This window comes from Rhizobium sp. CNPSo 3670, from assembly GCF_057784555.1.
In genome coordinates, this window is sequence record NZ_JBXSOL010000014.1 from 91,122 (window position 1) to 115,776 (window position 24,655).

The window sequence follows — 24,655 nt, forward strand, 5'->3', positions numbered from 1 at the left end:
ACCTGAAAGGGCGAAGGAAGAGACAGCATGAAGAGCTTCATACTTACCGTATCCTGCAAGTCGACGCGCGGCATCGTTGCGGCGATTTCGAGCTATCTGGCCGATAAGGGCTGCAACATCATCGACTCCAGCCAGTTCGACGATCTCGATACCGGCAGGTTCTTCATGCGCGTCAGCTTCATTTCCGAGGAAGGACTTTCCGGCTCCGCAATCAGCGCCGATTTTGCCGCCGTCGCCGCGCCGTTCGAGATGGAATACGACTTCCACGACAGCGAGAGCCGTATGAAGGTGCTGTTGATGGTGTCGCGCTTCGGCCATTGCCTCAACGACCTGCTCTACCGCTGGAAGATCGGCGCCCTGCCGATCGACATCGTCGGCGTCGTCTCCAACCATTTCGACTACCAGAAGGTCGTGGTCAATCACGACATCCCCTTCCACCACATCAAGGTGACGAAGGAGAACAAGCCGCAGGCCGAAGCACAGCTCGTCGACCTCGTCGAGCAGACCGGCACCGAACTGATCGTGCTTGCCCGCTACATGCAGGTCCTCTCCGACCAGCTCTGCAAGCAGATGTCGGGCAAGATCATCAACATCCACCACTCCTTCCTGCCGAGCTTCAAGGGCGCCAACCCCTACAAGCAGGCCTACCAGCGCGGCGTCAAGCTGATCGGCGCAACCGCCCATTACGTCACCGCCGACCTCGACGAAGGCCCGATCATCGAGCAGGACACCGCCCGCATCACCCATGCGCAGTCGCCCGACGACTATGTCTCGATCGGCCGCGACGTCGAAAGCCAGGTGCTGGCGCGCGCCATCCACGCCCATATCCATCACCGCACCTTCATCAACGGCAATCGCACAGTCGTCTTCCCGGCCAGCCCCGGAAGCTACGCCTCAGAACGCATGGGCTGAGAGATGGTCGAGGTCATCGACGGCAAACTTGTTGCTGCATCCGTAATTCAGACGGTCAAGAGTGCGACGGCAGCGCTGGAAAAGATGAGCGGCGTCACGACAGGCCTTGCGGTCATCATCGTCGGCGACGATCCGGCAAGCCATGCCTATGTCGGCTCCAAGAGCCGCATGGCCAAGGAATGCGGCTTCAAGTCCGTTCAGCACACGCTGCCGGCCGAGACGACACAGGAGGAGCTGGCAGGCCTCGTCGCCGCCCTCAACGCCGATCCGTCGATCCACGGCATCCTGGTGCAGTTGCCCTTGCCGAAACCGCTCGACAGTGAACCGATCATCCAGTCGATCCTGCCGGAAAAGGATGTCGATGGCCTCAGCGTCGTCAATGCCGGCAAGCTCGCCACCGGCGACCTGAAGACCGGGCTGGTCTCCTGCACGCCGACCGGCGCCATGGTCTTCGTCCGCCGCACCCATGGCGAGGATCTCTCCGGGCTCAATGCCGTCGTCATCGGCCGCTCCAACCTGTTCGGCAAGCCGATGGCGCAATTGCTGCTCAACGCCAATGCGACGGTGACGATCGCGCACTCCAGAACCAGGAATCTCGCCGAGGTCTGCCGCAATGCCGATATCCTGGTCGCCGCCGTCGGCCGGCCGGAAATGGTCAGGGCCGACTGGGTCAAGCCCGGTGCGACGGTGATCGACGTCGGCATCAATCGCGTCCCGGCTCCTGAGAAAGGCGAGGGCAAGACCCGGCTCGTCGGCGACGTTGCCTTCCGCGAAGTCTCCGAGATCGCCAGCACCATCACGCCCGTTCCCGGCGGTGTCGGTCCGATGACCATCGCCATGCTGATGGCCAATACTGTCATCGCCGCCCACCGGGCCGCAGGGCAGACGCCGCCAAAGTTTTGAGTGGAATGCCGTCTGGTGGGCTTGCCATGACGCGAAAGATTTATATAGTCAGGAAATAAATATTCCGTAGAGGAAATAAGAGGGAACGGAAATGGCTCTATCATGGCGTTTCTCCGCCTTGGCGGATCGGCATCGCGATTTGGGATCGAAGCTCGAAGACTGGAGCGGTATGGGAACCGCCTGGACCTACGAGAAGGACATGTCGGAAGAGCATGTCGCGGTCCGCACCAAGGCCGGCATCATGGATGTCTCGGGGCTGAAGAAGGTGCATCTGGTCGGCCCGCACGCCATCGCCGTCCTCGACTACATCACGACCCGCGACCTGACGAAGATCTATCCCGGCCGCTCGGTTTACGCGACCATGCTGAACGACCGCGGCCACTTTACCGACGATTGCATCGTCTATCGCACCGGCCCGAATTCCTGGATGCTTGTGCATGGATCCGGCTCCGGTCACGAGGAAGTCGTCAAGCAGGCGGCGGGCCGCAATTGCGCAGTACTCTTCGACGACGACCTGCATGACCTGTCGCTTCAGGGTCCGCTTGCGGTCGACTACCTCGCCAAATATGTGCCCGGCATCCGCGAGCTCAAATATTTCCACCACATGCAGACGACGCTGTTCGGCGCGCCCGTGATGATTTCGCGCACCGGCTATACCGGCGAGCGCGGCTACGAGATCTTCGTGCGCGGCCAGGACGCCGTCATGGTCTGGGACAGGATCGTCTGGGAAGGCAAGGAGATGGGCATCATCCCCTGCTGCTTCTCGGTCCTCGACATGCTGCGCGTCGAAAGCTACCTGCTGTTCTACCCCTACGACAATTCTCAAATGTATCCCTTCGCCGACCAGCAGCCCGGCGACAGTCTCTGGGAACTCGGGCTCGATTTTACCGTCAGCCCCGGCAAGACGGGCTTCCGCGGCGCCGAGGAACATGCGCGCCTCAAGGGCAAGGAGCGCTTCAAGATCTTCGGCATGCTGATTGACGCCGACGGACCGGCCGATCTCGGCGACGAGGTCTTTGCCGACGGCAAGAAGGTCGGCGTCATCACCTGCCCAAGCTATTCATCACTGACGAAACAATCCATGGCGATCGCCCGCCTCGACGTTGACAAGGCGGTGCACGGGACGAAACTCGAAGTCCGCGGCAAGACCGTCAAGGCAAGCGCCACCGCCCATACGCTTCCCTTCGACGATCCGGACAAGAAGAAGAGGACTGCCGTGGGTTAAGGAGCACGCCAATGCTCGTTGCAGGCATCAAGAGCCGACCAGTCTACAAGGGCCTGACCATCCAGCCGCGCGCCCGGCGGCACATTTTCGCACTCGAAGGGGAGGGCGCCAAGGCTCTCCTCGATCAGCAGCCGGCGCTTGACGAAACGGCTCTTTCCCGCAGCGAGATTCTCTACGTCGCCCGCGGTTCTCGAGGGTCCGGCCTCGACGAGACGCTACGCCGGCTCGGCGCCGACATGTTCTTCACGGCGCCGACGATCGCAACGCTGCTCTTCCGGCTGAAGGGCTCGCTCGGGACGGCCCATATGGGCACTCGGCTTTATATCTCCGGCACGGAAGGCTTCATCGGCCAGGCGATGCTCGTAGCGCTTGATTACGGCATGGACCACGCCTCCATCGTCACCGAACATCGCGGCTCGCTGGCCAGGCGGGTGCAATGCGTCCATTGCAAGGGCATCACGGACGACGTCACCACCAGCCCCTTCGCCTGCAGCCATTGCGGGCTGACGCTTCTCGTCCGCGATCACTATTCGCGGCGGCTCGCAGCATTCCAGGGCGTCAACATCGACGCGGAAGAGCCAGGCAGCGCGCCTCAGCCAGAGGAGTTGTTCCTTTGAGCGGCGGCACTGAAATTCCCGTGCGCGTAGCGCGGATCACTCCGATCGCCGAGCGTGTCAAGCGTTTCCGCTTCGAGCGACTGGATGGCAAGCCGATGCCGTATTTTTCAGGCGGCGCCCATATCATCGTCTCGATGAACGATGGCGGCCATATGCGCCGCAATGCCTATTCGCTGATGTCTCCCCCGCATGACTGCGCGGCCTACGAGATCAGCGTGCTGCATGTCGAGGATTCACGCGGCGGCTCCACCTTCATGCATGAGAAGGTCAGCGAAGGCGACGAGCTGAAGGTCAGCTATCCCGTCAACCTCTTCCAGCCCGACTGGCGCGGGCGCAAGCATCTTCTGATCGCCGGGGGCATCGGCATTACTCCCTTCATCGCGATGATGGAGCAATTTTCCCGCGAAGGCGCCGCCTTCGAGCTCCATTACGCCATCCGAACACGCGACCGCGGCGCCTACTGGCGGGAACTCCTGGAGCGCTACGGTCCGCATCGCATCAAGATCTATTGCGACGCGGAAGGCGGCGCCATCCCGCTGACGCGTCTGCTCGAGTGCCAGCCGCTCGGCACGCATCTCTATGTCTGCGGCCCCTCCGGCATGATCGATGGCGTGATGAAAGCGGGGCTCGACGCCGGCTGGCCGGAGCAGAACCTGCATTCGGAACGGTTCCTGTCGTCGCTGCCCGGGAAGCCCTTCACGATCGAGCTTCTACGCTCCGGCAAGACCGTGAAGGTCGGCCATCACGAAAGCATGCTGGAGGCGATCGAGGCGGCCGGCGTCGACGCCCCCTTCCTCTGTCGCGGCGGCGCCTGCGGTCAATGCGAAACGGCGGTCGCCGTCTGCGAGGGCAAACTGCTGCACAACGACGTCTATCTGACGAGCGAAGAAAAGGCATCCGGCAGCAAGGTGATGATCTGTGTTTCCCGCTTCGAGGGGAACACGCTGCATCTTGATCTCTGACGGCATCGGAAAAGGAGACCGGACATGGCAATCGCCTTCAAGCAAGAAACATTCCGGAACGATTTCAGCTACCGGAACAGCCCCGGGAATATCCGTCGTTTCCCGTTTCCGTTCGACCGCGACGAATACATGTATTCGGTCAACATGGAACCGCATGTGCGCGGCCGGGCGGGAACCGTCTACGAAAACCTGATCGATGTCGACGAGCATTACGTCGCCGAGATGCAGGATCGGGCGCTGGTGCTGAAGGAAGATCCGTTGCGCTACCAGGCGCTGCCGCACATGATGAGTGCGCAATGGGATACGCTCGAACTTCTGATGGAAGAGCAGGCGGCGGGTTATCCCGACCACTTCACGCTGATCCGCAACGGCGACCAGTGGCGCTGGATCAACCGGCCGCTCGGCATCGACGACAGCTTCACCTTCGGCGATGCCTCGACGCTGCCCTATGAGCCCTTCGAATATATCACCCGCCAGGCCCAGGGCGATTTCTGCATCGTCGATCAGCGCGACGGCAATCTGTGGATGGATGCCGGCATGGTGACGACGCAGGCCGACTGGTCGCTCGATTTCGACATCGGCATGAACTTCATGGAATGGCACGGGCCGGTGCCGCTCGCCCATCAGATCGGCGTCTTCGACCGGGCGCTGAAATTCCTTCTGAACCTTCAGCAGGGCAAGCCAACGCGGCGTTTCAACTGGACGATGACGATCAATCCGCGGCTCGACACCAGCCCGGAGAATTATCACAAATGGGGTCCCGACCGCACGACGGTGACGCCTGACAATGTCGGCGAGAAGGTGCATCTGCGGGTCGAGCTGCAAAGCCTCTGGCGCCTGCCACGCTCCAACGCCATCCTTTTCGTCATCCGCTGCTACCTGATGAACATGGAAGAGCTCATCACTGTGCCTAAATGGGCGCGGCGCTTCCCGCGGGTGCTGAAGACGCTGCCGCCGGAACTCATCGACTATAAGGGCCTCACCCGCTACCGCGAGACCACGATCGACTGGCTTTCCAAATATGACGACGGGGCTCCGACCAGCCCCGGTATTTATCCGGATTGAGAGAAATGCCGTAACATTTTGAATTTCTGGATAATTAGATCTTCCTTCGATTTCAATTCGAGGAATTATCCAGGAGACGATGCCATATAATCAAAAGGGGAATGCTTCATGACAAGAGTAGCCGTGATCGGTGCCGGTCCTTCCGGGCTTGCGCAGCTGCGCGCCTTTCAATCGGCTGCCCAGAAGGGCGCCGAAATCCCGGAGATTGTCTGCTTCGAAAAGCAGTCGGACTGGGGCGGGCTCTGGAACTATACCTGGCGCACCGGCCTCGACGAATATGGCGAACCGGTCCATGGCAGCATGTATCGCTATCTCTGGTCGAACGGCCCGAAGGAATGCCTCGAATTCGCCGACTATTCCTTCGAGGAGCATTTCGGCAAACCGATCGCCTCCTATCCGCCTCGCGCCGTGCTCTGGGACTATATCAAGGGCCGCGTCGAGAAGGCGAATGTCCGTCACTGGGTGCGCTTCAGCACGCCGGTGCGCATGGTCCGCTTCGATGAGGCCACGAAGAAATTCACGGTGACGGCGCATAACCGCATCGAAGACCGGATGTATGACGAGGAATTCGACTATGTCGTCGTTGCATCAGGCCATTTCTCGACCCCGAACGTGCCTTATTTCGAGGGCGTCAAGACCTTCAACGGCCGCGTCCTGCACGCTCATGATTTCCGCGACGCACTCGAGTTCAAGGGCAAGGACATCCTGATCGTCGGCCGCAGCTATTCGGCGGAAGACATCGGTTCGCAGTGCTGGAAATACGGCGCGAAATCGGTGACGACGAGCTACCGCTCCAAGCCGATGGGCTTCAAATGGCCGGAGAATTTCGAAGAACGGCCGCTGCTGACCAAGCTCGAAAACCGCACCGCGCATTTCCTCGACGGGTCGAGTAAGGAAGTCGACGCCCTGATCCTCTGCACCGGATACCAGCACCATTTCCCCTTCCTGCCCGACGACCTCCGGCTGAAGACGGCCAACCGCCTGTGGGCCGACAGCCTCTACAAGGGCGTGATCTTCGACAAGAACCCGCAGCTCTTCTATATCGGCATGCAGGACCAGTTCTATACTTTCAACATGTTCGACGTTCAGGCCTGGTGGGCGCGCGACGTGATGATGGGCCGCATCACCCTGCCGCCGGAAGAGGAACTGAAGGCGAATTTCGACATGTGGCGCGCCCGCGAGGAGACGCTCGAAGATGCCGAGCAGATGATCTGGTATCAGGGCGACTACGTGAAGGAACTGCTCGCCGAGACCGATTATCCCTCCTTCGACATCGAGGGTACCAACCGGACCTTCATGGAATGGGAACATCACAAGGCCCACAACATCATGGGCTTCCGCGACCATGCCTACCGGTCGCTCATGACCGGCAACATGTCGCCGAAGCATCATACGCCGTGGGTCGAGGCGCTGGACGATTCCATGGAGGAATATCTGCGCAACTGAAGACGGCATGCCGCATATTTATTAGGTCCGAATCGATTTTCGGATAAAATCATTCGGCAAATTCAATGTGCTACGGCCCCGCATGGCAGGAAGAGAGCCGTTCGTTGCGGCTCCTCCAACGTTTAAAGTGAAGTGAGTAATCCAATTCGCAACTCCTCCTTTCGAGCGAGGCCTTCATGGATTTCCAAACGAGCATTCTCGGGCGCATGAGCGGTTTTCTTTACCGCTGCCGCGCCGACGAAAACTACACGATGCTAGAGATGACCAACGGCATCGAGCGCATTTTCGGTTACCCCGCCGACGAAATCATCGGCAACAGGACACGGACTTTCACCTCGATCATGTACGAGGAAGACGTGCCTTTGATGGACGAGGTGGTCGGGCGGGCGCTCGAGCAGCGGACGGACTGGACGATGGAATACCGCATCCGCCACGCCAAGGGCCATCTCATCTGGGTGACCGAGACCGGTGGCGGCATCTGGGACGAGAAGGGTGAACTTCTCTATCTCGAGGGCAGCATCATCAATATCGAATCGCTCTATCAGCGAATCGACGAACAGACCGCCGACATGCGCGTCACCGCCTCGAAAACCAACGAGATCCTGCAGTCGCTGCGCTATCTCAAGCTGCTCGCCGTCAATGCTGGCATCGAGGCCGCGCGCGCCGGGACCGCCGGATCGGGCTTTGCGGTGCTTGCCGCCGAGATGCGAACGCTCGCCAACTCCTCGGAAGAGGCCGCACGCGCCATTTCCGACGCCCAACGCAAGGCGCAAGGCTGATCGTTACCCAAGCGATGGTTGAATTTGCGGCTCACGATGAAGGCCGTCCGGTTAACTATGTCGAGCATCTTCTAGTCGCGCTGTAATTCCAATGAGTTGGTACAATCCCGCCCGCGAAAAAGCTCGTGCCGTTGCAGGGAATGTTAAGGCCGCGTTAACCTTTTGTTAACCATACCGGCGGTAGACATGGTCAACGATTTCTTCACATAGATGACCAAAGTGCTAACAGACGCTCGCTCTATCCGCATCAAGGGCCGCTCTTTCCTGGCGGTCATGCTCTCCCCAGATCTGCCGATCGATGATTGGCTGGCCAGGCTGGACGATCTGGCTGCCCGTTCGGCCGGCTTCTTCCTCGGACGGCCTGTCGTGCTCGATTTGACGGACCTGCAAATCGACCGGCCGCAGCTGAAGGACCTCATCGCCGAACTTGCCAAGCGCAATGTCAGCATCATGGGTATCGAGGGCGCTCGGCCGTCGATTCTGGGCGCGGGCATGCCTCCGGCGCTGAAAGGCGGCCGCTCCGCCTCCGACATCGAGGTTCAGCCGAACGAGCCTGCCGATTCGGCGACCAAGCCGGCAGCGACCGAGACCCGCCCCGTAACGACAACGCAATCCATCGTCATCAGGGAACCGGTACGCTCGGGGCAGTCGGTGATCTTCCCGGAAGGCGACGTCACCATCGTCGGCTCAGTCGCCTCGGGCGCCGAGGTGATCGCCGGCGGCTCCGTCCATATCTACGGCGCGTTGCGCGGCCGAGCCATGGCGGGCTCCATCGGAAACGCATCGGCGCGGATCTTTTGTCGCAAGCTCGAGGCTGAGCTCGTCGCAATCGACGGCATCTACAAAATGGCGGAAGACATGGCCCCCAATCTTCGTGGACAGGCTGTTCAGCTCTGGCTCGAAGAGGACGCGATCATGGCGGAAAAACTGATCTGACTCGGCTGCGGCCACGGCAAAGGAGAGAGAAATGGGGAAAGTGATCGTCGTCACGTCAGGCAAGGGCGGGGTCGGAAAGACGACCTCGACCGCCGCATTGGGAGCGGCGCTGGCGCAACGCAATGAAAAGGTCGTCGTCGTCGATTTCGACGTCGGCTTGCGCAATCTCGACCTCGTGATGGGCGCCGAACGCAGGGTCGTCTACGACCTGATCAACGTCATCCAGGGCGACGCCAAGCTCACCCAGGCGCTGATCCGCGACAAGCGGTTGGAGACGCTGTTCCTGCTGCCGGCCTCCCAAACCCGGGACAAGGACAATCTGACAGCCGAGGGCGTCGAGCGCGTCATCAACGATCTGAAGCGCTACTTCGACTGGATCATCTGCGACAGCCCCGCCGGGATCGAGCGTGGCGCGACACTTGCCATGCGCCATGCCGACGTAGCCGTCGTCGTCACCAATCCGGAAGTCTCGTCGGTGCGCGACTCCGACCGGATCATTGGCCTGCTCGATGCCAAGACCGCCAAGGCCGAACGCGGCGAGCGGATGGAAAAGCACCTGCTGCTCACCCGTTACGACGCCAACCGCGCCGAACGCGGTGACATGCTGAAGGTCGACGACGTCCTGGAGATCCTCTCCATCCCGCTCCTCGGCATCGTGCCGGAGAGCATGGACGTCCTGCGTGCGTCCAACATAGGCGCGCCGGTGACGCTGGCGGAAAGCCGCAGCGCGGCTGCGATGGCATATTTCGATGCGGCTCGCCGGCTCGCCGGCGAAACCTTGCCGATCACGATCCCCGAGGAAAAGCGCAATCTTTTCGGCAAGATCTTCGGACGGAGGGCAGCATGAACATTTTCCGTCTATTCAACAAGCAGAGAACGGCACCCGCCGCCCGCGAACGCTTGCAGGTGCTCCTTGCACACGAACGCTCATCGGCAGGATCGGACCTTGTTTCGCTGCTGCGCGAGGAAATCCTTGCGGTAATCGCAAAGCATGTCGAGCTCGACCACGACAAGGTGCAGGTGACGATCGACCGCAACGAGTTTGTCTCCACTCTTGAGATCGACGTGGAAATCCCGCTGAACGCAGCCGTACAGGCCGCTTGAGGGCAAGATCCGGGAGACGACGGACGGAACCGATCGTCGTCTCCTGAACACGAAGTGGGTTACGATCGCGGGCGCGCCTTCTGCGGATCGTAATGCGAAAGCGGCACGATCGTCGCCGGCAGGCGCTTCTGGTGGCCGTCGAGCTTGCCGATCTCGACCTCGGTGCCCGGGCTTGCATGCATCACGTCGATACGGGCGAGCGCGATCGTCTTGCCGAGAACAGGCGAGCGCGTGGCGCTGGTGACGACGCCGATCTGGGCCCGGCCGATATGGATGCAGTCACCATGGCCGACCGCCTCGTTGGCCTTGATATCAAGGCCAACGAGCATATGGCGCGGATGCTCCTTGCGCCGGATCAGCGCTTCGCGGCCGATGAAATCGTCCTGCTTGGATTTCAGCGGCACGGTGAAACCGATGCCGGCTTCGAAGGGGTCCGTCTGGTCGGTGAATTCGTGGTGGGCAAATATCAGGCCCGCCTCGATGCGGACCATGTCGAGCGCTTCCAGCCCCATCGGCTTCAGCCCGTGCGGTTGGCCTGCCTCCCAGACGGCGTCGAACACCGTCAGCGCATCCTTCGGATGACAAAAGATCTCGTAGCCGAGTTCGCCGGTATAGCCGGTGCGCGAGACCACGACCGGGGCGCCCTCGAAGCCGCCGATGCGGCCGACCGCGAAGCGGAACCATTCGAGCTCGCCGATCGAAGGCTGGCGCGGCGCCGTCCAGATGATCTCCTTCAGGATATCGCGACTCCTCGGGCCTTGCAGCGCGATATTGTGCAATTGGTCGGTCGATGATCGAACCCAGGCCTTGAAGCCCTTCTTCTCGGCTTGCTGACGCAGCCATATGCCGCTGAAATCATCGCCGCCGATCCAGCGGAAGTTCTTGTCGCCGAGCCTGAAGAGCGTGCCGTCATCGATCATGCCGCCATTTTCGTAGCACATCGCGGAATAGACGACCTGGCCGGTCGAGAGTTTGCGAACATCGCGCGTCAGGCAGTATTGCAGCAGTTCCTCGGCGTCCGGGCCCGTCACTTCGAACTTCCGCAAGGGCGAGAGATCGATGACGGCGGCGCGCTCGCGGCAGGCCCAGTATTCCTCGACCGGACCTTCGGACGAGAAGCGGTTCGGCAACCAGTAGCCGCGATATTCCGTAAAATCTCGCGTCAATGCCGAGAGGCGTGGGTGGAAGGCTGTTTCGCGCGTCAGTTCGGCTTCGGCATCTGGGGTCATGCGATAGGCTACCGCTCGTGAGAATTTCTCTTTTCCGGAAAAGGTACGGACGTGGATATCCGTCGGATCCCAGCCGTTCGCCGCATCGATATCGTCAGGGCAGGACGATGAGACGCAGACGAGATCGGTCAGCGCCCGCATCAGCACGTAATCGCCGGGACGCGACCAGGGCTCGTCGAGATAGAGCTGGTTGTTGTGATCGATATTGGTGTTGTAGAAATAGTTCAGCGCTTCCCAGCCCTTGCGCCCGGCGATGCCGTAAGGCGCCAGCGCCGCGTTGAAGTTGTCCGTGCAGTTGACGTGGCCGGGATAACCCATGTCGTCGTAATAGCGCGAATTGCAGGCGGTCGCGAAAGCGTCGTGGCGGCCGACGGTATCCTGGACGACCTCGACCAGCGGCTCGAAGTCACGGTCGAAGGCCTTGGACGGCAGGCCGGGCGTGGGATAGCTGCGGCCGAGCAGGGTGCGGGTGACGGTCGAATCGAGCGCAAGATCGAGCCCCTTGTCGACCTTGCGGGCGGCAAAGGCCTGGAAATCGGTACACTGGCGCCCATAGACGTCGATGATCTGAATGAATTCGCCGGCGCGCACGAAATAAGCGGCTGCGCTTGCCGCCCGGATGCGGATGTCCTCGATCGGATCGGCCGCCGGTTCCGGCAGGGCGGAGGCATAGTCGCGAATGAGCAGGCTGCGCTTGATCCGGATCTCAATCGGCGTCGCCGTATCCTGCGCCTCTGGCGACATGGCGCTGGCGGGTGCCGCAACGATCAGCAGACCCTTCATGGCAATCGTGAACTCTGCCGGGCTGCCCGGGGTCGATCCTGCTCCGAAGATGCGGAGCGCTCCGGCGGCTGCGAGATCGGCCCCGCGCCGTTGAAGTGCCGCGCGCGTGCGGGCAGCACTCTCATCCTCCGCCTGAAGAATGGCCTTCAAACCCTCGGCTGAATTGCTGAATGGCGTTCCGAGACCGGCTGCCTGGAAGCGACCTTTTTCGTCAAGGAAGGAGAGTTCGCAGATCTGCCCGCCTTCGCTGTCGATGACGCTCACGCGGTCGCCCGCCTCCACGCGCACGACCACCGATCCGCCACCCTTTGCCCGGTAGCGTTCAGCGCCCTCCGGCAGGGCTGGAATACCGGGATAATGGACGAGGCTCGGAACGACCGTTCGAGGGCTTGGCATAATAGGATGGAGTTCTCGCATTCTACCCTCATGGGGATCGGCATGCCCTTCGGCATACACCCATACAGGTTACAAAATGCCTGTGGAAAGTAAAGTGATGTTGACTAAAAAGAAAATATCTTCACTATGTATCAAGAGTTCAGACTCGGAGAATCCGTCGGGAGCGCGGATCACCAAAATCATCCGAGCGGGCTTGAGACGGTCAGGGAGACACGTTCAGGGAGACGTACAGAGATACGTCCGGAACAATCGAATGGGGAATTTCAACGATGACAGATATTGTGGAGGCCGGAATTGCATCCGGCACCGAAGGTAAGCTTATACGCGCGCTCGACTGGAAGGGCGCATTCTGGGTGGCTGCCGGCGTGCCGCCGCTCGTTCTCTTCTCCATCGGCGGCATCGCAGGCACGACGGGCAAGCTCGCCTTCGTCGTCTGGATCATCTCGATGGTGATGGGTTTCCTGCAATCCTTCACCTATGCCGAGATCGCCGGCATGTTCGGCAACAAATCCGGCGGAGCCTCCGTCTACGGCGCCACCGCCTGGCTGCGCTATTCAAAATTCATTGCGCCGCTGTCGGTCTGGTGCAACTGGTTTGCCTGGTCGCCGGTGCTTTCGCTCGGCTGCGCCATCGCCGCCGGCTACATCCTCAATGCATTTTTCCCGATTCCGGCAGCCGATTCGCAAATGGTCCTCGACTGGATCGCCGCGCATGCCGCTTCCGTTGCGGCCGACAGCCCCCGCGTCGCCGAATATATTGCGGCCCATGCCGGCACGACGCCTGATGATGCCGTCAAGGCGCTGCTCGGCGCCGACGGCGTCGCCGCTCTGACGCCGGCGATCCGCAGCTGGTCGCTCGCAAGCTTCAGCATTCCATACCTCGCCACTGCCAACATCAACGCCACCTTCTTCATCGGCGGCATCCTGATGCTGATCATCTTCGCGATCCAGCATCGCGGCATCTCGGAAACCGCAAGCGTGCAGAAGTGGCTGGCGATCATCGTGCTGGTGCCGCTGCTGATCATCGGCCTCTACCCGATCATCAGCGGCCAGGTCGTCGCCGCCAACGTCACCGGCCTCTTGCCGCCGACGGCCGCCTATACTGCCTCCGACGGCACCTGGAGCAACGGCGGCTGGACGCTCTTCCTCGGCGGTCTCTACATCGCCGCCTGGTCGACCTACGGCTTCGAGACGGCCGTCTGCTACACCCGGGAACTGAAGAACCCGAAGACCGATACCTTCAAGGCGATCTTCTATTCCGGCCTGGCCTGCTGCCTGTTCTTCTTCCTGGTGCCATTCGCCTTCCAGGGCGTTCTCGGCCATGCCGGTATGCTCGCCCCGGGCATCGTCGACGGCACGGGCGTTGCCGAAGCGCTCGGCGGCCTGATCGGCGCCGGCCGGGTGATCACCCAGCTGCTCGTCGTATTGATGATCCTGGCGCTCTTCCTCGCCATCATGACGGCGATGGCCGGCTCGTCGCGCACGCTCTACCAGGGTTCGAAGGATGGCTGGCTGCCGAAATATCTCGACCATGCCAACGAGCACGGCGCCCCGACGCGGGCCATGTGGACCGACTTCGCCTTCAACCTCTTCCTTCTGGCGATCGCTTCGGATGCCGGCGGCTATTTCTTCGTGCTTGCCGTCTCGAATGTCGGCTACATCATCTTCAATTTCCTGAACCTCAATTCCGGCTGGATCCACCGGATAGATTCCGGCCATATCGAACGCCCCTGGAAGGCGCCGAGCTGGCTGATCGGCCTCAACACCGTGCTCGCCTTTGTCAACGCGCTCTTCCTCGGCGCCGGCGCCAAGGTCTGGGGTTACTCCAATGCGCTCTGGGTTGGCTTCATCTTCGCCGCCCTGATCCTGCCGGTCTTCGCCTATCGCCACTATGTCCGCGACGGCGGCAAGTTCCCGGCAGGCGCGATGGAGGATCTCGGCCTCATCGGCCAGGATCTCGGCGTCAAGAAAGCCGGCATGCTGCCCTATCTCGCACTTGTCGGCGGCCTGGCAATCGTCCTTTTCGCCAACTGGTTCTTTCAGCTTCCGGCTTAAAATCGCCTCCCAAGCAGAAAAGCCGCCAAGCCGCCATGGAAACATGGCGGCTTTTTCATGCGCTGATTCTTTGATTTGATCCGATGAGGGTCAGCAGATCCGACCTAGGGGCAAACCCATTCCACCACCGTCAGACAATGGTCTCGCCGCCGTCGACGACGAGAATCTGCCCGGTCATGTAGGACGAGCGGTCCGAGACCAGGAAGAGAATGGGCTCGGCGATTTCGGAGACATCAGCCCAGCGTCCGAGCGGCACCTTCTCAGCGACATAGGCCTCGATCGCGCCGCGGCCGCCCATCTGGGCGATGAAGGGTTCGTTGAACGGCGTATCCACCCAGCCCGGGCAGAGCGCGTTGACGCGGATGCCGAACCTGGCGTAGTCGCCGGCCATCTGCCGGGTCATCGCGATGACCGCATGTTTCGTCGTCGTATAGGCAATCATCTCGCGATCGTAGAGTACGCCCGACGAGGAAGAGGTGTTGAGGATGACGCCGCGGCCCGCCTTCTTCATCAGCGGCATGACGAAGCGAGCCGCCATGAAATGCGCTCGGACATTCAGGGTCCAGGACCTGTCGAAACCCTCGACAGCGACCTGCTCCAGATCGCCCGCCACCTGTGCGCCGGCGTGATTGTGGAGGATGTCTATCCGGCCGTGACGTTCGGCGACCGCAGCGATGCCGGCTTCGAGTGCCGTGTCGTCGGTGACGTCGAGAACAAGGCACTCAGCCCTGCCGCCGGCGGCCTCAATCCGGCCGACGGTTTCGGCGGCACTGGCGGCATTTAGGTCGGCCACGACGACGAAAGCACCTTCTCCTGCCATGATCTGCGCGCCGGCCTGGCCGATGCCCGAGCCCGCTCCGGTGACGATCGCGACGCGATTTTCAAGAATCATTGGTGTTTCCCGTTCAGTTTGTTGTTTTCTCGCGCATCAGAAAGCGCGCGATGAGGATTAGTCCCAGCGATGCGACAAGCACCATCGTGGCGATGGCGTTGATCTCCGGCGTCACGCCACGACGGATCGAGGCGAAGACATAAATCGGCAGTGTCGTGTTCGAGCCTGCGACGAAAAAGGCGATGATGAAGTCGTCAAAGGAGAAGGTGAAGGCGAGCAGAAAACCGGCCAGGATTGACGGCAGGATCTGAGGCAGCACAATCTGGCGAAAAGAGGTCAATGGCGTGGCGTAGAGATCGCTCGACGCTTCGACGATGTCACGGCCGAGGCTGGCGATGCGTGCTTTGACGATCATTGTCACCAGCGCCATGGTGAAGAGGCCGTGGGCGGCGATGATCGAGCCATAGCCGAGTGATAGCTTCGGCGCCTGTTCGCCTGGCCAGACGGCGGCAATCAGCGGATTGACGAAGCCGAAGACCTCGACCAGCGCCACCAGCGTCGCAATGCCGATAACGACGCCGGGAACGACGATCGCCGCAGCGAACAGCCCGTCGAAGACCGCTCGCGCCCGGGCGCCGAGCCGCTCCATGCCGATCGCCGCCATTGTGCCGAAAATGGCCGCCAGCCCGGCACTGGTAAAGGCGATGGCCAGGCTGTTCTGCAGCGCTTCCATCAGGAAGGTGTTGGCAAGCGCCTTGCCATACCATTGCGTCGAGAAGCCGGTGAAATCGCTGGCATTGCGGCCGGCATTAAAGGAGAACAGCACGACAAGCGCGATCGGCGTATAGAGGAACAGGTAGACTGCGGTGACCAGCGCGCGCATCAGACGAGATCCACTTGGCGCGTACCGGCAACGCGCCAGGCGATGCGCATGGCAATCAACAGCACGATGACGACGACAACGACGAGAGTGACGGCGATCGCAGAGCCGAACGGCCAGTTGCGCGACTGCAGGAAGAGATCGACCAGCGCATTGCCGATGAAGAAGACTTTGCCGCCGCCAAGCAACTGCGGGATCAGATATTCGCCGAGCAGCAGGATGGTAACGAGGGCGATGCCGGTCATCACGCCGGGAAGCGACAGCGGCAGCGTGATGCCGAAAAAGGTCGAAAGCGGCCGCGCGCCGAGATCGGCGGAGGCCTCCAGAAGGCGGCGGTCGAGCTTTTCGAGGCTCACATAGATCGGCATGATCATCAGCGGCAGGTAGCCGTAGACGATGCCGAGCAGCACGGCGCCCGGTGTGTTCAGCAGCCTGACATTTTCGATGCCGACCATCTCCAGGAGATGCGGAATGCCGCGGGCGCCCAAGATGTACATCCAGGCGTAGGTGCGCACGAGAAGGCTCGTCCAGAAGGGCACGACGACGAGGGAGACCAGCAGCAGCCGGTATTTGGCGCTCGCCTTGACGGCCAGGTAATAAGCAACCGGATAGGCGACGAGCAGGCAGGCGAAGGCGCCGATCGGCGCAAGGATCAGCGTGTTCTTGAAGGCTGCGGCGCGCGACCCAAGATTGGCAAACTGCGCAAAGGTAAAAGCCGCCTGATAACCACCTTCGGGCGCCCGCTCGCCGAAGGCAAAGACGATGATGGCGATGAAGGGCAGCACCAGGAACACGAACAGCCAGATGCTGGCGGGACCGACAAGAGCCGCGGTGACAAGGCGCCGATTGGTGTCAGGAGCAAAAGGCATCGAAAGGTTCTTTATCCGACGATTCTAGGCACGAGACCGGCCCCTCGCGCCAAGGCGGCGGGGCCGGAGTTTGGAACGGCGATCAAGCCGACTTGAAACGCGCCATCAGCTCCGCCCGGCCGGGATCGGTCAATGTCACCGCCGCGCCGAATTCCAGCGGCGTCAATGAAGCCTCGTCCGGATAGACGATCTTGTTCGCCGTGATCTCCTTCGGCAGCAGCGCGATGACCCGGCTGTCGGTCGTCGGTGCGCCATTGGCGACGTGCTCCTTGACGGCATTGGCCGGATCCATGAGGTAGTTGAGCAGCGCGTAACCCGCCGCCTTGTTCGGCGCGTCCTTCGGGATTGCGTAATAGTCGGTCCAGATCTCGCCGCCGTCGGTGCCAAGCACATAGGCGATCTCGGGAACATCTCGGTTGAGCTGCGCCCCGTCATTGGTCCAGCACATGGTGAGCCAGGCGTCGGTGGCGCGCATGGCCGGTTGGTAGTCGCTGTTGATGGCGAAAAGGTGCGGTTTGACTTTAATCAGCAGTTCCTCGGCCTTGGCGAGTTCGTCCGCCTTGATCGAATTGAAATCGTAGCCGAGCGACACCAGCGCGCTGCCGATCGTCGTCAGCTGATAGTCGTGCACCATGGCGCGGCCGTCGGCTTCCGTCTGGGCGATGTCAAAGAAGTCCTTCCAGCTCGAAAGCTTGGTCTTGATCTTCGCGGTATTGACCGAGAACCCCGTCGTACCCCAGTTCTTCGGCACGGCATAGGTCTTGCCGTCGATCATGCCTTCCTTGGTGAAGCGCGGATTTTCCGTCGCTTGGCTGAAATTCGGGATCTTGGAGAGATCGAGTTCGTCGATCAGGCCGAGCTTGTGGTAGGTGGAGATCGTGTAGTTGGTCGGCACGAAGAGTGACCACCCGGAGGCGCCCGCCTGGAGCTTGGCCAGCATTTCCTCATTGGAGCCGAAGACGTTGACCTCCACGGCAACGCCGGTCGCCGCCTTGAAATTCTCGAATGTCGCAGGGTCATGGTAGTTCGGCCAGGTGGCGATCGACATCTGGGTACCGAGGTCCTCGGCGTAGGCGGGCGTCGACAGGGCACCGGGGAAACGCGACAGCACGGCGGTCGCAAGCCCGAGGCCGGTGACGCCGAGGAAGTGGCGGCGGCTGACGGAGCCGCGCTTCAGGCGCATGAACTCGTCCATGAAGCCTTCAGGCGTAATAGGCAGATGATCCTTGTAGTCCTTGCTCATGATGCTGTTCCCTTGTTCTGGTTTATGCATTCGATGCTTATGAAACTTGGGGTGAAGAAATCTCGCCTGGAAAAACGTGGGCCATATCGGGATCGAAGCCGAGGAAAACCGCTTCACCTGGCTCGACCAGATCGCTCTCATTCATGCTGCGCCGGTCGGCGGTGACGAGGAAATCGCCGAGACCCGGAACAGTGACGGCATATTCGGCCGAGGAGCCGAGGAAGATGCGGTGCGTGACCGTGCCGGCAAAGGACGTGCTGCCGACCGCAGCCCGCGTCAGCCGGATCGCCTCGGGACGGATCGCAACGATCACGTCGCCCGTCGCAAGGCCAGGGCGGGCAATGGCTGCAAGCGCCGAACCGTCGCCAAGGCGCAGCGTCGTGCCACCGGTTTCCATCGTCGCACCGATCCGGTTGGTCTTGCCGACGAAATCGGCGACGAAAAGATCGGCCGGGCGGTCGTAGACCTCTTGCGGCGTACCGAGCTGACGAATGCGCCCAGCGCTCATGACGCAGACGACGTCCGCCATCGACAGCGCTTCTTCCTGATCGTGGGTGACGAGCACGAAGGTGATGCCGAGTTCGCGCTGCAACGTCTGCAATTCGATCTGCATGGCCGAGCGCAGCTTCTTGTCGAGCGCGGCCAGCGGCTCGTCAAGCAGCAGCACCGAAGGCCGGTTGACGATCGCGCGCGCCAAGGCCACCCGCTGCTGCTGGCCGCCGGACATCTCGTGGATGCGCCGCTTGGCGAAACCGCCAAGCCGCACCATCTCGAGCGCTTCTGCCGCGCGGCGATTGATCTCGGCCGCCGCAATCCTTGGCCGCATCTGCCGCAAGCCATAGGCGACGTTCTGTTCCACGTTGAAATGCGGAAACAGGGCATAATGCTGGAAGACCATGTTGACGGGGCGACGATAGGCCGGAACGCCGTTCATCTCCCGCCCGTCGATCAGCACGGCGCCCTCGCTCGGCTGCTCAAAGCCGCCGATCATGCGCAGACACGTGGTCTTGCCGCAGCCGGAAGGGCCGAGCAGAGCGAGAAAAGCCCCCTTCGGTACATTCAGATTTATGTCGGTCACGGCGGTCACCGCGCCATAATTCTTGGTGACCGAACGGAATTCGATATCGTTCGTCGAAGCGGATGCCACGCGTCTGTTCCCTGCGGTTGGTTGGTATGGGCAGTCTAGCGCTGCCTTTTTGCCACCGTCGTTGGGGAAACAGTAAGCCAGGGCCGTCGGCGCGGTATATACCCCGAAAGAGGTATTCTGCCTTACATCTCTTCGTGGAAGGTGTATATGAAACTTAGCGTATTCCTGCTGAGACGGTTTGGAGAGAGGCTATCGATGAGCATCGATCTCGAGGCGCTGTTTCAGGCTTTCGACGTCACCGTCGGAAAGCCCGCCATGGCGGATGCGGAGTTTGGTGAGACGTTCCGCCGGATGATGGCGGCGCTGGTGCGCTTCGATTATGTCGTGGTTTTTGCCTATCGCGGCAAGGAACGGCCGATTGATCTCTACAGCACCTTCGATCCAGAGGAAAACGTCGTTTTCGTCACCCTCTATCAGGTTGGTCCGTACCTGCTCGATCCATTTTACCATACTGCCCGCGCGCGCCGCCCGGGCGTCTTCCGCATGCGCGAGCTGGCGCCCGACCGCTTCTTCTCCAGCGAATATTACCGGAGCTATTATGTCCAGACGGGACTTGCCGAGGAGATCGGCTTCTTCGTGACACTCGACGACGATATCACCGTCGTGCTGTCGCTGATGCGTCGGGAAAAGACCGGCCCGTTTCCGCCGGCTGAATTCGCGCTTCTGAAAAAGGCCGAACCTTTGGTGGCGAGCCTTGTCCGGCATTTCTGGCCGCGGCTCGGCGCCCGCTTCGACGCGCAACGCGATGCCGGCTTGCGAAAGGGGAGGAAAAGCGGTGCGGCGGCACAGGCGCTGCAGCCGGCCGACACTGTCTGGCGCGACCTCAAGTTGACGAGCCGCGAAACCGCGATCGTCGATCTGGTATTGCAGGGACATTCCTCGGAATCGATCGGCCTCAGGCTCAACATCTCGACGGGCACGGTGAAGGTCCATCGCCGCAACGTCTACCGCAAGCTCGGCATCTCCTCGCAGACGCAGCTTTTATCGATCTACCTGAAGACAATCGGCAGCACGGGCGACCGACCAGCAGCCCAAAGCACGAGTCGATAAGCCTCGACCCGGACGGCCTGTCCACTTCGGCACGAAGCAGACAGGCTTCGTTCAGTTGCGGCCGGAGGGCTCAGCGGCCGCCTTCGATCTTGCGGTGGCGCTGGTTGATGCCGCCCTTGCCGTAGGGATAGTCCAGAGGCTGCGGGGCGCTGACCTCGTTGAGCTTCGCCATCTCCTCCTTGGAGAGTTCGACCTTCATCGCGCCGAGATTGTCGGCGAGTTGTTCGGGGGTGCGGGCGCCGAGGATGACCGAGGTCACGGCCGGCTGCGCCGCCGTCCAGGCGAGCGCCACCTGCGCCATGCTGACGCCGCGGGCTCTGGCGATCTCCTCGACCGCGCCGATGATCGCCCAGGTGCGTTCCTGAGCGTTGCGCGGCGCATATGATTCGCTGCCGCGATTGGGGTTCTCGCCAAGGCGGGTAGCGCCGGTCGGCATCTCGTCCCGCTTGTACTTGCCGGTGAGCCAGCCGCCGCCGAGCGGCGACCACGGCAAGAGACCCATGCCGGCATCCTGGCAGGCCGCGACGATTTCGAGCTCGATGTCGCGTGCCAACAGGCTGTATTGCGGCTGCAGCGTCACCGGACGGGTATAACCGCGCGCCTTGGCGATCTCTGAAGCCTTGGCGATATGCCAGCCGACATAATTGGAGAAGCCGTAATAGCCGATCTTGCCTGATGAAACCGCATCGTCGAGGAAGCGCAGCGTCTCTTCGATCGGCGTCAGCGCGTCCCAGGCATGCATCTGGTAGAGGTCGATCTGCTCGAGGCCGAGGCGGCGCAGCGAGTCGTCGAGCGCCTGGCCGAGATGCCGGCGCGACAGGCCGATATCGTTGGGTCCGTTGCCCATCGGAAAACGCCCCTTGGTGGCGACGATCGCCTGGCGGGCCTCGGTCGGGCGCGCCTTCAGCCAGCGGCCGATGATCTCTTCCGACTTGCCGGCACTGTAGACGTCGGCGGTGTCGATGAAATTGCCGCCCCAGGCGAAATAATCGTCGAGCAGCTTGTGCGAGGCCGCTTCGTCGGCCTCCGCGCCAAAGGTCATGGTGCCCAGGCAATAGGCGGTGACGACGGTCCCGCTCGGACCGAGCTTGCGATAATGCATGTCTTCCTCCTCATGCGGACGCCCGCAGCCGACGCGCAAACGCTCGGGGTAGAGGCCGGGGCCCCGCAATCCAATGACAATATCGAGCTTGAAGCGGCCTCTGCCGCCGGATGAGGTACAGCGTCCCAGGCTGGGGTAGCGCGGGGCGAGAGCAGAATAGCCAATCGCGCCCGTGCGACAAGTGGAAAAAATATTTCCGACAACGTTTACGGATTTTGCCGAAACAGAGCAGCGATCAGATCGGCGGCGGCAACACCGGTCTCATAGGCGCCATGTGCCGTCGAATAACGGGCGCGCGAACAGGCTTCGCCGGCAAAGAAAATCCGCCCGTCATGCGGTGCGGCGAGGACCCCGCGCAGATCGGAGGCGCCGGGTTCCGCATAGGAATAGGAACCGCCGATATGAGGCGTCGCGGCCCAAGCCGAGACCGCCGCCATCGACAGCTGCTTGCGGATGTCGGCGCCGAATTGTGCCGCCAGCTCGTCCGCGGCGAAGGAGAAGGCAGCCTCTGCCCCCGCTCGCTCCAGATCATGCGCGAGATCGCCGGCAAAATAGGCTTCGACGACTGGCGCGCCGAACGGCCGCAGCTGATAGGTGCCGGTCGCACCGCGACTGGTCGAGCCGAGCATATGCGTATCCGCCGGCATTGCCTCCGGATCGGCGAGGCCGAGGAAGAGCTTGTCGGCAAGCCCCAGCGGCAAACGAGCTGCCGCTTCGATCTTGTCGGGCAGGGGAGGATCGAAGGCGATCCTGCCGGCGGCAAGCACGTTCGTGGAAACAGTGACGAGCACAGTCCGGGCGGTGATCAATCCCTGGCTCGTCTCGATGCTGATACGGCCGGCATGGCGGTGGTCGACTCGTCTTGCTTCGACGCCAAGCCTTGTCCGGAGCGGCGCACCATAAAGCGCGATCAATGTTCCGTAGCCCTGCCGCACACGCCAGTCGGGACCGGCGCCCGGATCATACCTGTTGTAGTCGGCGATCGACGAGCGCTCCAATTCTGCGCCGGTGATGTAAGTGCCGATCGCCCGGATCTGGCCGTTCCAGCGACCGTCCGGCTGGAGCTCTGCTGCCAGGTCGCTATCCATGCCTTCATGGCTTTCGAGGCGTTCGAAATAAGCGCCGATCGCCTGCTGCGCCGCCTGGATCTCCGCATCGTCCCGCTGGAGCCGCCGCCCGCCGTTCCAGGGTGCCGGAGAGCGGTCGACCGTCAGACCGATCTCACCTGCAATCTCCGTCCAGGCGTTGGTCCGCGCCCCGTGCAGCCATCCGCAACCGAGATCGAAACCCACATCGCCGGTTCCGGGCAGCCCGACCGTCCAGGCCCGGCCACCGAGGCGGTCAGCGGCTTCGAGCAGGAGGACAGTAAGACCGGGCCGGATTGCCAGCAGGCGTCGGGCAGCGGCAATACCGGCAGCGCCGGCGCCGATGATGACGACGTCTTCGTCGGCCTCCATGATGTCGTCACGGGGCATGGTTTCTCCTTCAGCCGCTGGCGTTCAGCTTCAGCCGCTGGCGTTCAGCTAAACTTTCCTGTCCATGAAAGGCAAGGGCTGGATATGGCGCGCCGCGGGCGATGGATTCGCCCGCGCCTCCGTGACATACAGGTTCGATGAGCGTGCACAGAGATTCGCAACTCGACATGTTTGCCAAGGCATCGCCCGCAATGGCCGAAGCACGCGGCCCATCGCGCCGGCGGCCGTCACCGCCGGCCCCCTCCGCTGAAGACATGGCGCGCGCACTCGAGGAGAGCGGCAATTACCGGATCCTGAGGAAACTCGCCCCCCGGCCGGTCGCGGCGGCGAGACAGCCTGGATTTTCGCGGCTCGGCGTCATCCTCGATACCGAGACAACGGGCCTCAATCACCGCAGCGACGAGATCATCGAAATCGGCGCCGTCGCCTTCACCTTCAACGATGACGGCGCGGTCGGCGATGTGGTCGGCATCTATGGCGGCCTGCAGCAGCCCTCCAGGCCGATCCCGCCCGACATTACCAGGCTGACCGGGATTACCGACGCCATGGTCGAAGGACAGGTTATCGACATTGCCTCACTGGGTGCCCTGATCGAACCGGCGGACCTCATCATTGCCCACAATGCCGGGTTCGACCGGCCGTTCTGCGAGGCCTTCTCACCCATTTTCGCCGGCAAGGCCTGGGCGTGCTCGGTTTCGGAGATCGACTGGAGCGCCCGCGGCTTCGAGGGCACGAAGCTCGGTTATCTCGTCGGCCAGGCCGGTTATTTCCACGAAGGCCACCGAGCGGTGGACGATTGCCACGCGCTCCTGGAGATTCTCGATCGACAGCAAGGCAACGGTGAAAGCCCCTTCGCCGAGCTGTACCGCGCCAGCCAGCGCTGCCGCATCCGCATCTTTGCCGAACACAGCCCATTCGAGATGAAGGATCATCTGAAGGCAAGGGGCTACCGCTGGTCCGACGGAAGCGATGGCCGCCTGAAATCCTGGTGGATCGAAGTCGGCGAAGACGATCTCGGTGACGAGCTTTCCTTTCTGCGGTCGGAAATCTACCGGTGGGAGGCCGATCCGCCGCTCGTCCGGCTGACGGCCTTCGACCGCTTCAAAGCCTGACGTCGACCGCTGCGCTTTAGAACCCATGCAGTTTTCGCATAGGTGCAGTGATGCATTGGCGCTGCAACAACCGAGGGTCCCGTTTTATATACAGCGCATCGAAGCAAACGAAGCGCCAAGGACTGGCAGCTAGGCTTCGAAAGCCCACGGAAAGGGGATCATCATGAACGTAGCACGCTCTTTCAACAATTGGCGCAAGTACCGTCAGACGGTCGCTGAACTGGGCCGTATGTCCAACCGCGAACTGGACGACCTTGGCATCGGCCGCGGCGACATCCGCAACGTTGCGCGCGCAGCGATCGCCCGCTAACGACCAGATAGACACCATTTTCTAGACTTGCCCAGCGCCTGCTTGCTCCCGAGCGGGCGCTTTGCTTTTGGCGTTTGGCGGTTAAATGGCGAGATCCCCGCTTTTCGCATAACGCATAGCTGCCCTGCAAAGAAATGCCTATCATCTGAGCAGGAAATAAGTATGATTATTTCATCGAAGCGATGCACCTCCTCCCGCATCCCTTCGAACATGCAGGCGCCCCA

23 protein-coding genes are annotated in these 24,655 nt (G+C 61.8%); 15 read left to right on the forward strand and 8 right to left on the reverse strand.

The annotated features are described in order from the left end of the window. Nucleotides 1-27: 27 nt before the first annotated feature. From purU to minE, 11 genes are all read left to right on the forward strand, one after another. On the forward strand, nt 28-912 hold the full coding sequence (purU, locus tag AC13QO_RS16620; protein ID WP_085781206.1) for a formyltetrahydrofolate deformylase: 885 nt from the start codon (nt 28-30) through the stop codon (nt 910-912). Between the two features lie 3 nt (nt 913-915). Beyond that, on the forward strand, nt 916-1,815 hold the full coding sequence (gene folD / locus AC13QO_RS16625; protein WP_488541275.1) for a bifunctional methylenetetrahydrofolate dehydrogenase/methenyltetrahydrofolate cyclohydrolase FolD: 900 nt from the start codon (nt 916-918) through the stop codon (nt 1,813-1,815). 91 nt (nt 1,816-1,906) lie between these two features. Next, complete coding sequence (locus AC13QO_RS16630) at nt 1,907-3,040, forward strand: aminomethyl transferase family protein (protein ID WP_488541276.1); 1,134 nt, start codon at nt 1,907-1,909, stop codon at nt 3,038-3,040. Between the two features lie 11 nt (nt 3,041-3,051). After that, nucleotides 3,052-3,657 carry a dimethylamine monooxygenase subunit DmmA family protein gene (locus tag AC13QO_RS16635; RefSeq protein WP_488541277.1) on the forward strand — a complete coding sequence of 202 codons (606 nt, stop codon included), beginning with the start codon at nt 3,052-3,054 and terminating at the stop codon, nt 3,655-3,657. Beyond that, nucleotides 3,654-4,619, forward strand: a complete 966-nt coding sequence (locus AC13QO_RS16640) for a PDR/VanB family oxidoreductase (protein ID WP_488541278.1) — start codon at nt 3,654-3,656, stop codon at nt 4,617-4,619. Before AC13QO_RS16635 ends, AC13QO_RS16640 begins: the two co-directional genes overlap by 4 nt. Before the next feature lie 24 nt (nt 4,620-4,643). Next, entirely contained in the window at nt 4,644-5,684 is a 1,041-nt protein-coding gene (locus AC13QO_RS16645) for a heme-dependent oxidative N-demethylase family protein (protein ID WP_488541279.1), read from the forward strand. 108 nt (nt 5,685-5,792) lie between these two features. Then, on the forward strand, nt 5,793-7,130 hold the full coding sequence (locus AC13QO_RS16650; protein ID WP_085781200.1) for a trimethylamine monooxygenase: 1,338 nt from the start codon (nt 5,793-5,795) through the stop codon (nt 7,128-7,130). Nucleotides 7,131-7,306: 176 nt separating this feature from the next. Beyond that, entirely contained in the window at nt 7,307-7,909 is a 603-nt protein-coding gene (locus tag AC13QO_RS16655) for a methyl-accepting chemotaxis protein (protein ID WP_085781199.1), read from the forward strand. A 210-nt stretch (nt 7,910-8,119) separates the two neighbouring features. Next, complete coding sequence (minC, locus tag AC13QO_RS16660; RefSeq protein ID WP_285195093.1) at nt 8,120-8,845, forward strand: septum site-determining protein MinC; 726 nt, start codon at nt 8,120-8,122, stop codon at nt 8,843-8,845. A 31-nt stretch (nt 8,846-8,876) separates the two neighbouring features. Beyond that, nucleotides 8,877-9,692: a septum site-determining protein MinD gene (gene minD, locus AC13QO_RS16665; RefSeq protein WP_064684611.1), complete on the forward strand. Its 816-nt coding sequence runs from the start codon at nt 8,877-8,879 to the stop codon at nt 9,690-9,692. After that, nucleotides 9,689-9,949, forward strand: coding sequence for a cell division topological specificity factor MinE (gene minE, locus AC13QO_RS16670; RefSeq protein ID WP_011428260.1), 261 nt, complete (start codon nt 9,689-9,691; stop codon nt 9,947-9,949). The genes minD and minE overlap by 4 nt, the downstream gene beginning before the upstream one ends. A 59-nt stretch (nt 9,950-10,008) precedes the next feature. Here the strand turns inward: minE and AC13QO_RS16675 are convergent, their stop codons facing one another. Further along, entirely contained in the window at nt 10,009-12,378 is a 2,370-nt protein-coding gene (locus AC13QO_RS16675; RefSeq protein ID WP_488541280.1) for a trimethylamine N-oxide demethylase, read from the reverse strand. A gap of 248 nt (nt 12,379-12,626) precedes the next feature. On the opposite strand from AC13QO_RS16675, the gene AC13QO_RS16680 reads away from it, so the two are divergent. Further along, nucleotides 12,627-14,411, forward strand: coding sequence for a trimethylamine N-oxide permease (locus tag AC13QO_RS16680; RefSeq protein WP_183702028.1), 1,785 nt, complete (start codon nt 12,627-12,629; stop codon nt 14,409-14,411). Nucleotides 14,412-14,541: 130 nt separating this feature from the next. Here AC13QO_RS16680 and AC13QO_RS16685 read toward each other — a convergent pair whose 3' ends face one another. The 5 genes from AC13QO_RS16685 to AC13QO_RS16705 all read right to left on the reverse strand — a co-directional run bounded on the left by AC13QO_RS16685 (nt 14,542) and on the right by AC13QO_RS16705 (nt 19,382). After that, nucleotides 14,542-15,303 (reverse strand): SDR family NAD(P)-dependent oxidoreductase, encoded by a 762-nt coding sequence (locus AC13QO_RS16685; RefSeq protein WP_488541281.1) that lies wholly within the window; start codon nt 15,301-15,303, stop codon nt 14,542-14,544. A 13-nt stretch (nt 15,304-15,316) separates the two neighbouring features. Beyond that, on the reverse strand, nt 15,317-16,126 hold the full coding sequence (locus tag AC13QO_RS16690; protein WP_488541282.1) for an ABC transporter permease: 810 nt from the start codon (nt 16,124-16,126) through the stop codon (nt 15,317-15,319). Then, nucleotides 16,126-16,992, reverse strand: coding sequence for an ABC transporter permease (locus AC13QO_RS16695; protein ID WP_285195106.1), 867 nt, complete (start codon nt 16,990-16,992; stop codon nt 16,126-16,128). The genes AC13QO_RS16690 and AC13QO_RS16695 overlap by 1 nt, the downstream gene beginning before the upstream one ends. Before the next feature lie 82 nt (nt 16,993-17,074). Beyond that, complete coding sequence (locus AC13QO_RS16700; RefSeq protein WP_085781192.1) at nt 17,075-18,235, reverse strand: ABC transporter substrate-binding protein; 1,161 nt, start codon at nt 18,233-18,235, stop codon at nt 17,075-17,077. A gap of 37 nt (nt 18,236-18,272) precedes the next feature. Continuing rightward, the gene (locus AC13QO_RS16705; protein WP_488541283.1) at nt 18,273-19,382 is read right to left on the reverse strand and encodes an ABC transporter ATP-binding protein; all 1,110 of its coding nucleotides are present in this window, start codon (nt 19,380-19,382) and stop codon (nt 18,273-18,275) included. 195 nt (nt 19,383-19,577) lie between these two features. Here AC13QO_RS16705 and AC13QO_RS16710 point away from each other — a divergent pair, with 195 nt between their 5' ends. Next, the gene (locus tag AC13QO_RS16710) at nt 19,578-20,432 is read left to right on the forward strand and encodes a helix-turn-helix transcriptional regulator (RefSeq protein ID WP_085781190.1); all 855 of its coding nucleotides are present in this window, start codon (nt 19,578-19,580) and stop codon (nt 20,430-20,432) included. Between the two features lie 70 nt (nt 20,433-20,502). On the opposite strand, the gene AC13QO_RS16715 is transcribed toward AC13QO_RS16710, so the two are convergent. Beyond that, nucleotides 20,503-21,534, reverse strand: a complete 1,032-nt coding sequence (locus AC13QO_RS16715) for an aldo/keto reductase (RefSeq protein ID WP_488541284.1) — start codon at nt 21,532-21,534, stop codon at nt 20,503-20,505. Nucleotides 21,535-21,740: 206 nt separating this feature from the next. After that, a complete protein-coding gene (locus tag AC13QO_RS16720) occupies nt 21,741-23,009 on the reverse strand; it encodes a flavin monoamine oxidase family protein (RefSeq protein WP_488541285.1) in 1,269 nt (422 codons plus the stop codon). A gap of 137 nt (nt 23,010-23,146) precedes the next feature. Between AC13QO_RS16720 and AC13QO_RS16725 the strand changes: the two genes are divergently transcribed. Next, the gene (locus AC13QO_RS16725; RefSeq protein WP_085781187.1) at nt 23,147-24,121 is read left to right on the forward strand and encodes a 3'-5' exonuclease; all 975 of its coding nucleotides are present in this window, start codon (nt 23,147-23,149) and stop codon (nt 24,119-24,121) included. Nucleotides 24,122-24,284: 163 nt separating this feature from the next. Further along, complete coding sequence (locus tag AC13QO_RS16730; protein ID WP_085781186.1) at nt 24,285-24,431, forward strand: DUF1127 domain-containing protein; 147 nt, start codon at nt 24,285-24,287, stop codon at nt 24,429-24,431. Nucleotides 24,432-24,655 lie beyond the last annotated feature (224 nt).

What these genes read in the sequence shown, in the direction of transcription:
- purU (WP_085781206.1), top strand. Translation starts at nt 28, where the DNA reads ATGAAGAGCTTCATACTTACCGTATCCTGCAAGTCGACGCGCGGCATC.
- folD (WP_488541275.1), top strand. Translation starts at nt 916, where the DNA reads ATGGTCGAGGTCATCGACGGCAAACTTGTTGCTGCATCCGTAATTCAG.
- AC13QO_RS16630 (WP_488541276.1), top strand. Translation starts at nt 1,907, where the DNA reads ATGGCTCTATCATGGCGTTTCTCCGCCTTGGCGGATCGGCATCGCGAT.
- AC13QO_RS16635 (WP_488541277.1), top strand. Translation starts at nt 3,052, where the DNA reads ATGCTCGTTGCAGGCATCAAGAGCCGACCAGTCTACAAGGGCCTGACC.
- AC13QO_RS16645 (WP_488541279.1), top strand. Translation starts at nt 4,644, where the DNA reads ATGGCAATCGCCTTCAAGCAAGAAACATTCCGGAACGATTTCAGCTAC.
- AC13QO_RS16650 (WP_085781200.1), top strand. Translation starts at nt 5,793, where the DNA reads ATGACAAGAGTAGCCGTGATCGGTGCCGGTCCTTCCGGGCTTGCGCAG.
- AC13QO_RS16655 (WP_085781199.1), top strand. Translation starts at nt 7,307, where the DNA reads ATGGATTTCCAAACGAGCATTCTCGGGCGCATGAGCGGTTTTCTTTAC.
- minC (WP_285195093.1), top strand. Translation starts at nt 8,120, where the DNA reads ATGACCAAAGTGCTAACAGACGCTCGCTCTATCCGCATCAAGGGCCGC.
- minD (WP_064684611.1), top strand. Translation starts at nt 8,877, where the DNA reads ATGGGGAAAGTGATCGTCGTCACGTCAGGCAAGGGCGGGGTCGGAAAG.
- minE (WP_011428260.1), top strand. Translation starts at nt 9,689, where the DNA reads ATGAACATTTTCCGTCTATTCAACAAGCAGAGAACGGCACCCGCCGCC.
- AC13QO_RS16675 (WP_488541280.1), bottom strand. Translation starts at nt 12,378, where the DNA reads ATGCGAGAACTCCATCCTATTATGCCAAGCCCTCGAACGGTCGTTCCG.
- AC13QO_RS16680 (WP_183702028.1), top strand. Translation starts at nt 12,627, where the DNA reads ATGACAGATATTGTGGAGGCCGGAATTGCATCCGGCACCGAAGGTAAG.
- AC13QO_RS16685 (WP_488541281.1), bottom strand. Translation starts at nt 15,303, where the DNA reads ATGATTCTTGAAAATCGCGTCGCGATCGTCACCGGAGCGGGCTCGGGC.
- AC13QO_RS16690 (WP_488541282.1), bottom strand. Translation starts at nt 16,126, where the DNA reads ATGCGCGCGCTGGTCACCGCAGTCTACCTGTTCCTCTATACGCCGATC.
- AC13QO_RS16695 (WP_285195106.1), bottom strand. Translation starts at nt 16,992, where the DNA reads ATGCCTTTTGCTCCTGACACCAATCGGCGCCTTGTCACCGCGGCTCTT.
- AC13QO_RS16700 (WP_085781192.1), bottom strand. Translation starts at nt 18,235, where the DNA reads ATGAGCAAGGACTACAAGGATCATCTGCCTATTACGCCTGAAGGCTTC.
- AC13QO_RS16710 (WP_085781190.1), top strand. Translation starts at nt 19,578, where the DNA reads ATGAGCATCGATCTCGAGGCGCTGTTTCAGGCTTTCGACGTCACCGTC.
- AC13QO_RS16715 (WP_488541284.1), bottom strand. Translation starts at nt 21,534, where the DNA reads ATGCATTATCGCAAGCTCGGTCCGAGCGGGACCGTCGTCACCGCCTAT.
- AC13QO_RS16720 (WP_488541285.1), bottom strand. Translation starts at nt 23,009, where the DNA reads ATGCCCCGTGACGACATCATGGAGGCCGACGAAGACGTCGTCATCATC.
- AC13QO_RS16725 (WP_085781187.1), top strand. Translation starts at nt 23,147, where the DNA reads ATGAGCGTGCACAGAGATTCGCAACTCGACATGTTTGCCAAGGCATCG.
- AC13QO_RS16730 (WP_085781186.1), top strand. Translation starts at nt 24,285, where the DNA reads ATGAACGTAGCACGCTCTTTCAACAATTGGCGCAAGTACCGTCAGACG.